Origin of the sequence: Bacillus sp. MUM 13, assembly GCF_001866725.1 — a bacterium.
GTDB lineage: Bacteria > Bacillota > Bacilli > Bacillales > DSM-1321 > Peribacillus.
Window position 1 is genome coordinate 1 of the sequence record NZ_MLYQ01000012.1, and the last position, 14,086, is coordinate 14,086.

The 14,086-nt window shown below is 42.7% G+C and carries 14 protein-coding genes; 6 read left to right on the forward strand and 8 right to left on the reverse strand.

Annotated elements, in window-relative coordinates:
* Positions 1–110: 110 nt before the first annotated feature.
* Positions 111–389, reverse strand: a complete 279-nt coding sequence (locus BIV59_RS04135; protein ID WP_071350190.1) for an HNH endonuclease — start codon at positions 387–389, stop codon at positions 111–113.
* A 715-nt stretch (positions 390–1,104) separates the two neighbouring features.
* Here BIV59_RS04135 and BIV59_RS04145 point away from each other — a divergent pair.
* The 3 genes from BIV59_RS04145 to BIV59_RS04155 are packed head-to-tail and all read left to right on the forward strand — an operon-like array spanning position 1,105 to position 3,512.
* Positions 1,105–1,974, forward strand: a complete 870-nt coding sequence (locus BIV59_RS04145) for a permease (protein WP_071350192.1) — start codon at positions 1,105–1,107, stop codon at positions 1,972–1,974.
* A 13-nt stretch (positions 1,975–1,987) separates the two neighbouring features.
* Positions 1,988–2,827 carry a TIGR03943 family putative permease subunit gene (locus tag BIV59_RS04150; protein ID WP_071350193.1) on the forward strand — a complete coding sequence of 280 codons (840 nt, stop codon included), beginning with the start codon at positions 1,988–1,990 and terminating at the stop codon, positions 2,825–2,827.
* Between the two features lie 25 nt (positions 2,828–2,852).
* Complete coding sequence (locus BIV59_RS04155) at positions 2,853–3,512, forward strand: DNA alkylation repair protein (protein ID WP_071350245.1); 660 nt, start codon at positions 2,853–2,855, stop codon at positions 3,510–3,512.
* Positions 3,513–3,579: 67 nt separating this feature from the next.
* Here the strand turns inward: BIV59_RS04155 and BIV59_RS04160 are convergent, their stop codons facing one another.
* The 3 genes from BIV59_RS04160 to BIV59_RS04175 form a co-directional block, all read right to left on the reverse strand.
* A complete protein-coding gene (locus tag BIV59_RS04160) occupies positions 3,580–5,946 on the reverse strand; it encodes a penicillin acylase family protein (protein ID WP_071350194.1) in 2,367 nt (788 codons plus the stop codon).
* Between the two features lie 236 nt (positions 5,947–6,182).
* Positions 6,183–7,019, reverse strand: a complete 837-nt coding sequence (locus tag BIV59_RS04170; RefSeq protein WP_139194301.1) for an STAS domain-containing protein — start codon at positions 7,017–7,019, stop codon at positions 6,183–6,185.
* Between the two features lie 182 nt (positions 7,020–7,201).
* Positions 7,202–8,068: an STAS domain-containing protein gene (locus BIV59_RS04175; protein ID WP_071350197.1), complete on the reverse strand. Its 867-nt coding sequence runs from the start codon at positions 8,066–8,068 to the stop codon at positions 7,202–7,204.
* Between the two features lie 205 nt (positions 8,069–8,273).
* Here BIV59_RS04175 and BIV59_RS04180 point away from each other — a divergent pair, with 205 nt between their 5' ends.
* Both BIV59_RS04180 and BIV59_RS23510 read left to right on the forward strand, forming a co-directional pair.
* Positions 8,274–8,489 (forward strand): DUF3006 domain-containing protein, encoded by a 216-nt coding sequence (locus BIV59_RS04180; protein WP_071350198.1) that lies wholly within the window; start codon positions 8,274–8,276, stop codon positions 8,487–8,489.
* Between the two features lie 62 nt (positions 8,490–8,551).
* A complete protein-coding gene (locus BIV59_RS23510; RefSeq protein ID WP_170846080.1) occupies positions 8,552–8,695 on the forward strand; it encodes a hypothetical protein in 144 nt (47 codons plus the stop codon).
* Between the two features lie 41 nt (positions 8,696–8,736).
* Here the strand turns inward: BIV59_RS23510 and BIV59_RS04185 are convergent, their stop codons facing one another.
* From BIV59_RS04185 to bcaP, 4 genes are all read right to left on the reverse strand, one after another.
* Positions 8,737–9,021, reverse strand: a complete 285-nt coding sequence (locus BIV59_RS04185) for a hypothetical protein (RefSeq protein ID WP_071350199.1) — start codon at positions 9,019–9,021, stop codon at positions 8,737–8,739.
* Between the two features lie 113 nt (positions 9,022–9,134).
* Positions 9,135–9,464: a hypothetical protein gene (locus BIV59_RS04190; RefSeq protein ID WP_240501850.1), complete on the reverse strand. Its 330-nt coding sequence runs from the start codon at positions 9,462–9,464 to the stop codon at positions 9,135–9,137.
* A 145-nt stretch (positions 9,465–9,609) separates the two neighbouring features.
* Complete coding sequence (locus BIV59_RS04195; RefSeq protein ID WP_205684382.1) at positions 9,610–10,821, reverse strand: MFS transporter; 1,212 nt, start codon at positions 10,819–10,821, stop codon at positions 9,610–9,612.
* Positions 10,822–11,014: 193 nt separating this feature from the next.
* Positions 11,015–12,403: a branched-chain amino acid transporter BcaP gene (gene bcaP / locus BIV59_RS04200; protein ID WP_071350201.1), complete on the reverse strand. Its 1,389-nt coding sequence runs from the start codon at positions 12,401–12,403 to the stop codon at positions 11,015–11,017.
* A gap of 897 nt (positions 12,404–13,300) precedes the next feature.
* On the opposite strand from bcaP, the gene BIV59_RS04205 reads away from it, so the two are divergent.
* On the forward strand, positions 13,301–14,047 hold the full coding sequence (locus BIV59_RS04205) for a glycerophosphodiester phosphodiesterase (protein WP_071350202.1): 747 nt from the start codon (positions 13,301–13,303) through the stop codon (positions 14,045–14,047).
* Positions 14,048–14,086 lie beyond the last annotated feature (39 nt).

Sequence of the window (14,086 nt, forward strand, 5' to 3'; positions counted from 1 at the left end):
ACCCCGCAAGCGTAGCTGAGAAGGCTCATCGCCCGCCCCGCGGAAAGCGAGCATCCTGGAGCGGAAATCAACCACTTGTTGAACAGCAACAAGGTTTACGAAAACAGCCTTTATTTTTGCTTCGACTTTCTTGTTTTGACCAATTTTTGAGGAGGCTGCTTTCTGATCCATTTTATATACTTTTTAATTTCCTCATCATCCTGCAGTAAACCAACGGTATACATCCGTACAGCCAATTCTTTATTTGAATACAAAGCATGTATCTGTTTGTGGCAGGGCTTGCACAATAAAGCAGTTGGCAGATGGCTTCCCCCTTCTTCCCTTGGTGTTAAATGATGAATAGTCAGTTCTGTATGATTCCTTCCGCATAATTCACACTTGCCGTTCAAATTCCATCATCCCTCTCTCTGATTTATTTAGTGAAACCTCCCATGGAGGGAATCATCACATCTCCTGCTTCAAATCCTTCGAATAACACTGTCTTGACGCTATCTTAACTGCCGTGAGTCAGGAAAATATATGAAGATATACCATGAGTATTGCCCTGATCCTTTACTTAATGCCTGAAAAGAGGAACGGCTCTATCCTAAAGCCCTATACTGATAAGATGCCCGTCTGTATCTCATGGTAATGAAAAATTGACTTAGGGCAGATCCTTCTCTACTATCTTAATGAATGGCTCTGTTAAACCTGCCTGCCGATTCTGCTTAAGGCGCTCTTTTAGCAGGCAGTTCTTCTCTTGCATCTGCCGTGTCTTCCTTAACCCGCTTTCACGCAGTCCTGCATATCGTTCTAATCGTCTTTAAGTTAGGCTCTTTTCTTAGAGATTATTGTGTTATTTAATAAGTTCTCGAGGCAATCCATTTTTAAAGCAGGCTGATTGGAGCTGCATGTGCGGAGACTCCTGCGGGATCTGCGTGACTGCTGAGACCCCGCAGACGCAAGTCGAGGAGGCTCAGCGCACGCCCCGCGGAAAGCGGAGCATCCTGCAGTGGAAATCAGCCACTTGTTCAGAAAGCAACAAAGTTTACGAAAAAAGCCTTAAGTTATTTCAACTGAGCTTAACAGAGCATAATGAATAAAAGTTTTGGAGGAACGGCCCGTATGAGTCAGTCACTACTGCAAATGAACACAATCTTTATCAGTATTTTAATAGAAGCACTGCCATTCATCTTATTGGGAGTCTTAGTTTCCGGCGTGATACAGATTTTCGTCACCGAAGAAATGATTGCAAAGATCATCCCAAAAAACCGGATTTTATCTGTTATTGTATCCACTCTGCTTGGAGCACTGTTTCCAGCATGCGAATGCGGCATTGTCCCGATTGCAAGGCGCCTTATATCCAAAGGAGTGCCTCTTCATGCAGCGATCGGCTTTATGCTTACAGGGCCTGTCATTAATCCAATCGTCCTTTTTTCCACCTTCATCGCCTTTGGGAACAGCTGGAAAATGGTGCTGTACCGCGGAGGCATTTCCTTTTTGGTCGCATTGATTGTCGGACTTATTATTTCTTATCAATTCAAAGAATCCCAATTGAAGCATGAACATGTATCCCATGTTCATATGGATACCTTTAAGTCTAAGCTTATGGCGATGCTCAAGCACTCTATTGAAGAGTTTTTCTCGGTAGGAAAATACCTCATCATAGGGGCACTGATTGCCGCAGCCGTCCAGACGTTCCTTAAAACATCTGTACTGCTTGATATTGGGCAGGGGCGGGTATCCGGCAACATGGTCATGATGGCCATGGCCTATGTGCTGTCTCTTTGCTCTGAAGCGGACGCCTTTGTTGCCAGCTCCTTCAGAAGCACCTTTTCCACAGGCTCGCTGGTAGCCTTCCTTGTGTTCGGTCCCATGCTCGACATTAAAAATACCATTATGCTTCTCGGCACCTTCAAAGTGAAATTTGTCCTTTATCTGACGCTGTACATTATCCTTTCAGTCCTTGGTCTTACTTTATTGTTTAAATTTTAACGAGGTGTTTTTTATGATTCGGTTACTTATCTTAATTGGCTTTACTTTTTTATTCATGCATTTGCATGCCTCTGGAAATATTTCGAAATATATTAACATGAAATATGCCTATATCTCGGAAACCGCCATCTACATTTTGGCTATTTTCACCTTGATCGGATTATATCTATATGTAAAAGAAGATGATAAAAAAACGTGCAGTGATGATTGTCATTGCGGCAGCGATCATACCCATGAAAGCAAAGGCTGGAAGAAATACCTGACATATATATTATTTCTGATTCCGGTTTTCACAGGGCTTTTCCTTCCTGTTGCAACGATGGATTCCAATATCGTCGCAAAAAAGGGATTTCATTTCCCTGTCTATAATGACACAGACCAGTACAGCCAGCATCAATTTCTCCAGCCCAATACCAGTCTTTACTATGGGACAGACGATTATCAGACCCTTATGGACCGGTCATTGAAAAAGCTTGATAAAAAAGGGAAGCTTGAATTGAACGACAGCAACTATCTGACTGATCTTGAAACCATCTATAATTACCCTGGGGATTTCACAGGCAAGACGATTAAAATGAATGGCTTTGCCTACCATGCTGAGGATGTGGCAAAAAACCAGATCTTCCTGTTCCGCTTTGGAATCATACATTGTGTTGCCGATTCGGGCGTTTTCGGCATGCTGATCGAGCTTCCTGAAAACATAAAAACTAAAAATGATGATTGGCTTTCTGTTACAGGTGAATTAGATACCGTATATTATCAGCCATTCAAAAAAACAATCCCTATTCTTAAGGTAAAGTCCGTCCAGACAATCAGCAAGCCGGAAGATCCTTATGTGTACAGAAAATATTAGCACTATGAAAGCGGAGGCAAAGACAATGCTTACCATGCAGCTTCAGGAGAAGTTTGAGCAAAACCGCGACACAGAGCAGGCTGTGCCGATGAGCAAATATATGAAAAACCTGTTCCCTTTTTTAGGGATAAAAACACCACTGAGAAACGAACTAACCAAGCAATTTTACTCTGAAACAGAAATACTAAAGAAACCCTTTCTTCCGGAGCTTGCTCTTGAACTTTGGGAAAAACCTGAGCGTGAATATCAATATGCGGCACTGGACTATATCAGCAAAAAGCTGAACGTGCTGTCAAAAGAACATTTCCCCCTTCTGGAACAGCTTATTACAGAAAAATCCTGGTGGGATACGGTAGATGCGCTGGCAGCAAAGCCTGTTGGAAAATTAGCTTTCCGTTATCCGGAACTGATTGCTTGGAACCTAGATGAGTGGAGCACCTCCGATCATCTTTGGCGCAAGCGGACTTCCATTCTTTTTCAGCTGAAATATAAACATCAAACAAACGAAGAACTGCTTTACCGGTATATTCTGCAAAATGCAACCAGCAGGGAATTCTTCATTCAAAAAGCTATAGGATGGGCGCTGCGCGAGTATTCCAAAACGGCACCTGACTCAGTAAGACAATTTATCGGCACCCATACATTGGCCAAGCTAAGCATACGCGAGGGCAGCAAATACCTATAGATGCCGAATTGAACGGCACTCATATAAAAGGGAAGACACCAAACATGGTGCCTTCCCTTTTCTTATGCTATGGTTTTAATGTCATAATATCCCCCTTAGGGTTATTAAGAATTGTCTTATGATACGTTCCATTTGCCCAGTCATCCATTTGGTCATGATACCATCTGGATTTCACATTTCCTGATTGTCCAGGCCCGACAAGATGATAGGCTTCGTCCATATGGCTAAGATCTATTACAAATCGCCAGGAGCCCCCATGGTTCACTATTCCTTCCTCTGTAAATGCAGCAGCCTGGACAGTGACACTGCTTCCCCCAACAGGAATGGGAGCTTCCCTGTTGAATAATAAATTCAGCGGCGCGACACTTGAGAGGGGATGGGTAAATTGAATTTGATGGTAATCTCCCCATTTCCAATCCTCCATTTTCTCCCCTTGCAGTTTTCCAGCCTGTTTTATTGTCTTTTCAAGGGACAGCTCCAATACTTTTTTCAATCCTCCCGCTTCCGTCACCCATGGGCCCGGCTTTCCTTCAAGACCTCTTCTCAGCAATTCATCTACTGCCTGTTTTTTGCCTTTAAAAAGCTTTAACGTATCTTCAGGTATTTGCTTTGACAGCAGCACATCGGATATATTCAGCATCCACAAGTTAAAAATCAGCGGAGCAGGGGAATCCTTCGAGTCAATAAAATTCCAATCTTTTAAAATCTCCAGTGCCTGCTTATCCCTGCCGCTTTTCATATGTTTAAGTTCATGAATGAATTGCGGAACAAACTCCCTTGCCTGCAGATTCATTTGATCCATCTGCAGATTTTCCATATCCTTCACAGTCAGGTGATCGTTCGCTTTCAGCACTTCCTGTATGCGCATTTGCCTGTACGGCTGGGCCCAGTTATTTGAGATATGATACGGATAGTCATCGGAAATCACTTTATTATTAGCAGTTGAAATGAAGCCTTCACTTGGATTGACCGTTTTTGGCAGTTCATCGAATGGAATATACCCCTTCCACTCATACTCATCCGTCCAGCCGGGAACCGGAAGCATGCTGTCTCCTTTTTTCCGGATGGGAATTTTTCCATTTGCCTTATAGGCTATTGTCCCGTCTTTTGAGGCAAATACAAAGTTTTGGGCCGGTGTCTCAAATTTCAGCAGCGCTTCCTCAAAGCTATTCCAGTCCTTCGCTTTATTCATTTTCAGGACTGCTTCCAATTCAGAGGAAGGATCTAATGCGGTCCATCTAAGTGCCAGAACCGTATTCTTTCCGCTTTCGCCTGCAAATTCGGATATGACTGGCCCATGCCGTGTCACCGTTACCTTATAGTCGATTGTTTTTTTATCTTTTACTTTTATAGGCTCGCTGACAATAGATGCCTTTTCCCATTTCCCCTTATAGTAAAATTCATTCTTTTGCACCGGATTTCTTCTTTCTATATACAGGTCCTGGACATCAGGGCCTGTGTTGGTGACTCCCCAGGCAATGTTCTTATTATGCCCAAGGATTATTCCTGGAACGCCCGCAAATATGACACCGCTTACATTCAGACTTGGGGCTTCCAGATGCATTTGATACCATATTGAAGGGGTTGCAAGTCCGAGATGAGGGTCATCCGAAAGAAGAGGTTTTTTGGATGCCGTTTTTTGGCCGCTGACTACCCAGTTATTGCTTCCGTTATATTCGAATGGAGTAACTGCATGTGCAAAGCTTTTTTCAATATTCAATTCTGATTTCCCGATGATATAGGGCGCGCTTCTTGGATAGCCAGGAAAAAGATCATATGCTTTATTCTTTGGGAAAGTCTGGAGCAAATATTGCCTAAAGGCCTGGTCCTCCCAGTTTCCGCCTAAATCAAACGCCATATATTTTCCGATTGTGAGGCAATCTGCAGGCGTCCAGGGTTCTGGCTTATATCCAAGCAGCTTAAATTCAACCGGCCATTTCCCGTTTTTCTTCAGTTCTTTAATATAAGCATTGACTCCTTCTGAAAAGGATTGAAGAGCTTCCTTTCCTTTTGGGGAATATTGCTTATAAGATGATTCGGCAGCCCTTCTTAATCCCAGCGTGCGGAAAAACTTATCATTTTCAGCAGTTTTGTCGCCAATCACCTCGCTCAGCCTGCCCGAAGCCTGCCTCCTGCTCAAATCCATTTGAAACAATCTGTCCTGGGCCTGTATGTAGCCCTGAGCCATAAACAAATCGTGTTCATTTTTTGCTTTAAGATGCGGGACACCGCTTGAATCTCTAACGACAGTTACAGACCCCAAAAGGCCGTGCAGCCCGATTTCTCCCTTTGTTACAGGCAGTGAACGGGCGAGATAAAAATTCACGCCGGCAAATGCGGCGAGCAGCAGCACTGCCGCTATGCCCAGTACCCATAAAAGCCGTTTTCCTCTCTTTTTCTTCGTTTTTATCTGAGGTACAGCAGCATTAGCCATAATCAGCCCCTTCTTTCCACTTTTCAATTTCCAGCATTATCGTCTGCAATAAACTTGAATGAAGATTGCCCTAAGTGATCCATTCAACTGGCCGCCAGCCAAATTGGGGCTGCGGGACTTCACTGCAGACGCATGTCTATTATATTCTCTTTTACCATTCTTATTTCCTATTTTTAGTATCCCGTTTTTTTGGAAATCAAAAAAAAGCAGAGACATCAGGTCCCTGCTTTTTCTGCCTATTCACCATCCAGCTGATAGTTTTTTAAAGCGGCCGTCAAACTGGAGTAGACAGCGATATTGTCTAAGCTTATTTCCAGTTCTTCAATCCTCTCTTTTATTTGCCGGCCAATTCCTATAAAAGCTGTTTCCACTTTTATCTTTTGCAGCATAATAGACAGCTGGAAAATTTGCTGCATAGAATCATCCGCACCGGTTAACCCTGATAAATCAATGAAGAGCAGGCTGACCTTTTTGGATGCGCAGTGGGCGATAATATGTTCTTTTATCACCTTGGCCCTCTTCGTATTCATTTCTCCAAACAGCGGCATTAAATAAGCCGCAGAAGATATCGGTATGATTGGTACGGTAAGAGAATAAATAATTGTATTCTGCGCATCGATTTTATTGGAGCTCTCTTTCTGGAAAAAGCCTAAAAGCGCTTCTGTAATTTCGTCAAAGGCTATATAAACAAGATCGCTCCATAGCATAATTTCCTGATTGGAAATTCTGCCGGAATTCATTTCCACGAATTCACCAATGGCCTCCCAATATATTCCCCTGAGCTTTTTCACCTGATATGCCAGCTCAGAAATCGAAGAATCCTTATTTCCATGCTTGGCCACCTGTTCAATCCAATCCTGCAAAGATGAAAAAAACAGCCCTCTATCCACTAAAAAGACCTTATGCAAATGGATAATGAACAGCTGGCTCTGCACCCGCAGTTCATCCAGCCTGACTGAATCAGACGAAGTAAACAATGAATCAAAATGATGATTAAATGTTTCAATCCACCGGTCTGCAATATCCGTTGAACGATCCAATAAAAAGTTATATAATTCCTTATTATTTTGCATCCTACCATCCCCAATATTAAAGCAAAAGCAAGGAGAGAAAAAGCTGCCCGGCTTTCCTTTCTGTATGTCAGCTAAATCAAGCAGTTTATACCTTACTCCCCTTTTATTTTTCCCAAATAAAAAGAAAAGCAAAACATGATTTCTTACTATCAGTGCTCCAGGAGTGCCTGAAGAGGCTTCACCTATTTGGCCAGTTCGGCAAAGGATATCCCTTTTTCACTAAATAAATCATACATTGCCTGCCTGAAGCTGCCAAATGTTTTCACATCATTAACAAGGCCCTCTTCTACGATTTTTCTAGCCGCACCAGAAGAAAACCCTGCAAATCTCGGTTCAGTTCCTATCAATTTCAATGATTTCACCAGCTGATCCAGAAGATGAAATGTAAAGGCATCCACATCCTCCGTCTGCCCGGAAAAGTCTAGAATAATATACTCAGCATTATTTTCAGAACAGCTGCTGAGCACATTCATCTGAATGGCTTCCATCCGGGACGCATCAATCCTGCCAATGAAAGGGACCAGCAGGGTGCCTTCTAAAACCGTCTGGACAACAGGAGCAGAAAGTTCTTCTATTAACATTTTATTCTCTTTAATTTGCAGTGCCGCATCATCCGCTGCTGCTGCATTTTCCTTAAAGCTTGCAATATAGCATTCGCTGATGCTGATTATGGATGCATCAAGCACTTGATCTACAATGGAAGCTGCCTGAAGCAGCGCATTTGCAGATAATCGCTGCTGATTTACTTCCTCCTCGAAAAAATCCCAGAATGCTTGTCGGGCCGTCTTCGTGTTTTCTAGTGCAGATTCAAGAGTATACCCGGAGGAAATAAGTAACTCCCCTATTTCCTTTGCCTTAATTTTCATTTTATCAATGGCTGTACCCAGGTCTCCTGACAATGCTTCAGCATGGATCCCGATAAGCTCGCTTCTGATTTTGGCCATATCATTCCCGGAAATTTGTGAGCCTTCATATTCCGAGCCCAGCTTTTCAGCCATTTTGACTTTTGCGGAGCTTAATCTTTTTCCTATATTTTCTATACTTTTCATAGAATCCTCCAGATTGTTATATCTATATACCCAAAACCATCACTTTATATGTAAAAACATTACACTTTGTTTCTGAAAAACGCCACTATATTAGTTTTATAGACAGAATTTATCACATTTTCTCATGATGGCAGAAAAATTTTTGTTTACAAACCAGTATGAAGCGGGAATACCAGCATTAATATAAAAAGGATGGTGATTAAAAGTGGATGAACTTAAAAAGGGCTTAATTAACCGCTTTGAAGGTGATTACGGAATTGTGGAAATAGACGGTGAAACCGAAGGCATCCCAAAAAATCTTTTTCCAGCCAATGCGAAACCGGGGGATTCTGTAGAAATTTTTGGAACGATGATTACCATAATTGAAAATGAAACCGAAAAGCTGAAATTTGAAATGGAAGAAATCATTGGCGGCATTTAGTTTATCAGCAGCCTTACCGGGTATGGAAATACTACATGTTGCATACTTCCGGGAGGGATTAGATGAGCGAAAACAGAAGAGACTATGAAGCCGAGAATATGTCTGATTTGGTCAGGCTGATCAATTCAAAAAACAACGCGGGAAGAATCAAAAAAATTCTAACCGAGCATAAACAAAAAAAAGAAGCCTCTAAAAAGAGAGGCTGAAAATTAAAGCAGCCTGGCCCCCCTTTTAAGGGGGCTAATTGCTATTTCTGGCCAGCCAATATGATAAGGTAGATGACCATTATCACCAAAACACCTGAAATACCTGCGCCAATTATAGAATACCATCTGCCTTTTCTATCTTTTTCCCTGAAGATTCCCGTTACGCATAAAAAACAGGAAAGATAGGCAAGCAGCAAGAAAGTCAGCCCTATCGCTCCGTATACCAGCATTGGCAGGGAGAATTTCAGCCGGACCAGCGCATATAGCGCAGACCCGGTTAAAAGGGCGGCCACACTCAAATAAAAACCCGCAATACCTTTTTGCACTGCCCAAACACCCCACGAAACCAGTCTGATAGTATCATAACATCTTTTTGGGGCCTTGGATGCTGTATTTTTTTGACCAGCTGCTTACTATTATGTATTTAGCATAATTGCCGCTACTTTTTTCTTTGTATATCGGTCACATGATTTCCCTTATAGTCAATATAAACTGTATCCCCAACCCGATAGTCCAGATATCGGCCGCAATCGATTTCCAGTGTTTTTCCGTTGCTGAACTCCATCGCGCATGAATTGCCTTCCGCTGTTTTGGAAACATTGATTACCTTTTTCGTTTTAAATCCCACAGCTTTTCCGTTTGCATATTCCGGATAATACTTTTCATTGATCCGCACCTTTTCCATACCGGAAGAATCCTGAAAAAATACAAAAAGCAAAATGGCCAGCATACCAGTTAATCCTGCCAGTACAGATGATTTATATTTCAATTTATCTATTAACCTCTCTTCTTTTCAAAATGATGCTCTATATGTATTTATCCCATTTAAGAAAATATATTCATAAACTGCAAAAAATATGACGGGCGAGTTTTAGAGTAATAAGTGAAGATCTCCCGGAGCCTGCATAGATGTATCAGCCATCTTCCCGCATAAAGACATTTTCTGTTTTATCGATGAATAATGCCAAAACAAAGGCTGCAGCAAGCAAAATGCCAGCCGCGCCGATTACACCGCCCCATCCATAGCTGTGGAGGAACACACCCCCTGCAGCACCTATTAAGCTCGACCCCGCATAGTAAAATAGCAGATAAAGAGACGAAGCCTGTGCTTTTTCGGTTTTACTTGCCAAGATTCCAACCCAGCTGCTCGCGATAGAATGGGAACCAAAAAAACCGAATGTAAAAGCAGTCAGCCCAGCAATTTTCATCACAATGCTTCCGCTTAACGTCAAAGCACCTCCGGCCATCATTAAAAGTATTCCTGCAGATATGACTCTCGTGCGGTCCATCCGGTCAGCAAGCTTCCCCATCCAGGCAGAACTGAAGGTGCCTGCAAGATAAATGATAAAAATAAATCCAACGAGGGTCTGCGACAAGTTATATGGAGGTTTCATAAGCGGAATTCCTGCATAATTATATACGGACACAAATGAACCCATTAATAAAAAACCAATGGTATAGAGGATCAGCAGCCCTCTATTCCTCAAATTGTGAATCAGAGAACTTTTTATGCTTCTGAGCGATATCGGGTTTGCCATGATATGTTTTGAGGAGGGCAGCATCACCCAAAAGGCCAGGCTGATCAGCAGGCTTAATGCCCCCAGACAGCCTATTGCAATATTCCAGTTCAGGAAATCCGATAATGAACCCACAATCAGCCTGCCCGCAAGTCCGCCGATGCTTGATCCGCTGACATAAATCCCTATTACATATCCAAGGCTCTTCGGATGGAATTCCTCCGTAATATAAGCCATGGCAATGGAGGGGAATCCGGCTAATGCCGCTCCTTGTACAGCACGGATGGCAAGGAGCAGGGGAAGGCTATGAACAAAGCTCACGCTGATTGAACATAAAGCTGATAAAGTCAATGCAGCACCCATGATACGTTTTCGGTCACCAATCCCAGAAAAAATCGAGATAATGAACAAACATATGGCAAGCATGCCCGTGGAAAAAGAAAGTGCAAGACTGGCTTTTGCCGGCAATATATGAAATTGCTCTGCAATGACCGGAATCACCGGCTGTGTACTGTATAAATCTGCAAACGTTACAAAGCTTCCAAAAAACAAAGCCAGGATGGTTTTTCTGTAAAGCTTTCCTGAGGGTGATATATATTCCATATCCATTCAGACCTTTCAAATAAAAATTGTTCTTTATCTTAATCCTTTTCGGTGTCTGTGTCCAATGTACGGACTTCAGCGATTTTTAAATAAGGTCCTCTTTGAAAAAAAACCTCCTGCTCTTTCGCACTAAATTAAACGGCACGCGCCTGGAAAATCAAAAAAGCTTCATCATAAAAATTATGATGAAGCTTTTATATTAACGCTGATTAAGATGGCTGTGTTTTTTACCGTAAAAGAGATAAACAGCAAGTCCTGCGATCAGCCATATGAGAAAGGATATCCAGGTAATCGCAGGGAGACTTAATGTTAAATACACACAAAACAAGGCGCTGATTGCAGGTAAAACCGGCACAAAGGGAACCCGGAAGGATGCTTTGATTTCGGGATGCTTTACCCTAAGAACGATAATTGCTATTGATACTAGTGTAAAGGCAGCAAGAGTGCCCATATTCACCAAGTGTGCAAGGGTCGTCAGATCTACAAATCCTGCAATACCTGCAGCAACAATGCCAGTCAGCCATGTATTTGAGAAAGGAGTTTTGTACTTTTTATGGACCACAGACAAACGCTTTGGAAGAAGTCCGTCACGGCTCATTGAATAAGATAATCTTACCTGGGCATAAATCAGTGCAAGCAATACAGTCGTAATTCCTGCAACAGCCCCTACTGAAATAATTCCCGCCATCTGATCCTGGCCGACAGCTTTTAATGCAAAGGAGACAGGATCTCCGACATTTAATTTTGTATAGGGGACCATCCCTGTCAGGATAAGGGAAACAACCATATATAAAAACGTACAGATACCAAGGGAAGCAATGATTCCAATCGGCATATTTCTTTTTGGATTCTTAACTTCTTCAGATGCCGTAGCAATGACATCAAATCCTATATAAGAAAAGAAAACTGTTGCGGCACTTGTAACAATCCCTTTGAAACCGAATGGTGCGAACGGGGTCCAGTTCTCAGGTTTCACATAACCAGCTCCTGCAACAATGAACGCCAGGATGACGGAAAGCTTTATAAATACCATTACATTATTAAATCTTGTACTTTCTTTGACACCTCTGCTTACTAGTGCTGTAATCAGCAAGATAATAATAACCGCCGGAAGGTTAATGATGGCGCCCTTCCCTGTCCCGGGTGCCTGCGTTAATATATCTGGTATGTATATGCCAAAACCGGCAATCAGCGACTGAAAATAAGAGGACCAGCCAGTAGCCACGGCAGAAACAGCCAAAACATATTCGAGCATGAGGTCCCAACCGATCAGGAAGGCAAAAATTTCACCCAGGGTAGCGTATGTATAGGTATACACACTCCCTGACACCGGTACAGCCGACGAAAACTCGGCATAGCACAAAGCAGCCAGGGCGCAGGCCACACCGGCGATAATAAATGAGATAAGCAGCGCAGGACCTGCACTTTTTGCAGCGACCACTCCTGTAATTACAAAGATGCCCGTCCCGATTACGCAGCCTACGCCCAAAAAGATTAGGTCAAGCAGACCTAACGAACGGTTCAATTTTTTCACTTGGCTTTTTGCCACCAAGTCAGGAATCGAGACTTTACGGAAGATTGAGTTCATATAATTCTCCTTGAATGATAATTTAATTAAGAGATTGAATTGTCTAAATATTTTAATTTTTTAACGGTTCAATATTTAAAGGATATTGTCGTTCTTTGTCGAAGTCAAGACTTTTATCGTAAAATAATATAATAAGGCCTTTTTTATCAAAAAAAAACCAATAACTTACCAAAAATGCGCAAGCGCCTTGTCAGCCCGTGCAGCAAATAGGGGTTTGACCTTAGAGGCGCTTTCTGCCTCTCAGGGCAAAACATCTTTTGCATAGCGGGCTAGGCGCTGGAGCTGGATTACTAAAAAGCGGAAGCGCCTTAATCAGCCCGTGCAGCAAATAGGGGTTTGACCTTAGAGGCGCTTTTTGCCTCTCAGGGCAAAACATCTTTTGCATAGCGGGCTAGGCGCTGGAGCTGGATTACCAAAATGAGCAAGCGGCCTTAATCAGCCCGTGCAGCAAATAGGGGTTTGACCTTAGAGGCGCTTTTTGCCTCTCAGGGCAAAACATCTTTTGCATAGCGGGCTAGGCGCTGGAGCTGGATTACCAAAATGAGCAAGCGCAGTACGCTCCTAATATCTTACCTTTTAAATCATCTTTTCAAACAGCCGCAGGCTAAAGCGCTCCTTAAACAGACATAAGCTTCAGGTAAGGATTACCTTGCATAACAAAAAGGCCCCGTCTCTGAAAAAAAGACGGAGCTGTCCGCAATTTTACTAGTTTCTTTCAGAAAAGAAATCCGCCGGCAGTGCGGGACCCCGGCTGTCCCCATTTCGTATGCTTTCCTTTGCCACCCGCTCTTTTATTCTTGTAAAATCATCTTTTCGGTTGCCTTAATTTTCTTTATAAGTGTAATTTCAAAGACAAGGGAATAGAATAATAACTATTGTATACAAGGAGGATGACACATGAGGAATGTATGTATATTTGCCCACAGAGGTTCAAAAGGGACACATCCTGAAAATACCCTCTCAGCATTCGAAGCGGCTTTGAGAAGCGGTGCAGACGGCATTGAGCTTGATGTCCACCTGACCAAAGACGGTAAATTGGCAGTCATCCACGACGAAACTCTGGAACGGACTACCACTCTGTCAGGCTATGTAGCGGACTATACGGCCAAAGAGCTGAAAATGGGTGATGCAGGTGTAAAGTTTTCTCCTTCTTTTAAAAATGAAAAAATCCCTCTGCTTGAGGAAGTTTTTCAATGGGCAAAAGACACCTCTCTTATTATAAACGTTGAGCTGAAAAATGATAAATTACCATATGCAGGATTAGAGAAAAAGATTATAGAGCTTATCCGCGGATACTCCTATGAAAAGAGGGTCATCCTTTCTTCCTTCAACCATGAGTCTATCAGCATAGCCCAAAAAATAGCTCCTGAAATTGAAAGTGCCCTTTTATTTGAAAGATCTCCCGTTAATTTTGAAGAAGTGCTTAAAGATAATCCAGGAGCAGCCTTTCATCCGGCACTGGCCGGCCTCACTAAGGAACTCGCATTAAAGGCCAGGGCTCTAGGCTGCAAGGTCCGCCCTTATACAGCGAATTCAGAAAGTGATATTATCTATCTTCTTGAACTTGGCGTTGAGGGACTGTTCACCGATTTCCCTGCCAGAGTCATCCAGCTTGCATATGAATTCCAGGAGAGCAAGAGCTAAGTCCTTTACTGGAGGTAGCTGCCATTTCATAGATTTTAC

Coding starts and splice junctions, on each gene's coding strand:
- BIV59_RS04145 (WP_071350192.1), top strand. CDS start 1,105: ATGAGTCAGTCACTACTGCAAATGAACACAATCTTTATCAGTATTTTA.
- BIV59_RS04150 (WP_071350193.1), top strand. CDS start 1,988: ATGATTCGGTTACTTATCTTAATTGGCTTTACTTTTTTATTCATGCAT.
- BIV59_RS04155 (WP_071350245.1), top strand. CDS start 2,853: ATGCTTACCATGCAGCTTCAGGAGAAGTTTGAGCAAAACCGCGACACA.
- BIV59_RS04160 (WP_071350194.1), bottom strand. CDS start 5,946: ATGGCTAATGCTGCTGTACCTCAGATAAAAACGAAGAAAAAGAGAGGA.
- BIV59_RS04170 (WP_139194301.1), bottom strand. CDS start 7,019: ATGCAAAATAATAAGGAATTATATAACTTTTTATTGGATCGTTCAACG.
- BIV59_RS04175 (WP_071350197.1), bottom strand. CDS start 8,068: ATGAAAAGTATAGAAAATATAGGAAAAAGATTAAGCTCCGCAAAAGTC.
- BIV59_RS23510 (WP_170846080.1), top strand. CDS start 8,552: ATGAGCGAAAACAGAAGAGACTATGAAGCCGAGAATATGTCTGATTTG.
- BIV59_RS04195 (WP_205684382.1), bottom strand. CDS start 10,821: ATGGATATGGAATATATATCACCCTCAGGAAAGCTTTACAGAAAAACC.
- bcaP (WP_071350201.1), bottom strand. CDS start 12,403: ATGAACTCAATCTTCCGTAAAGTCTCGATTCCTGACTTGGTGGCAAAA.
- BIV59_RS04205 (WP_071350202.1), top strand. CDS start 13,301: ATGAGGAATGTATGTATATTTGCCCACAGAGGTTCAAAAGGGACACAT.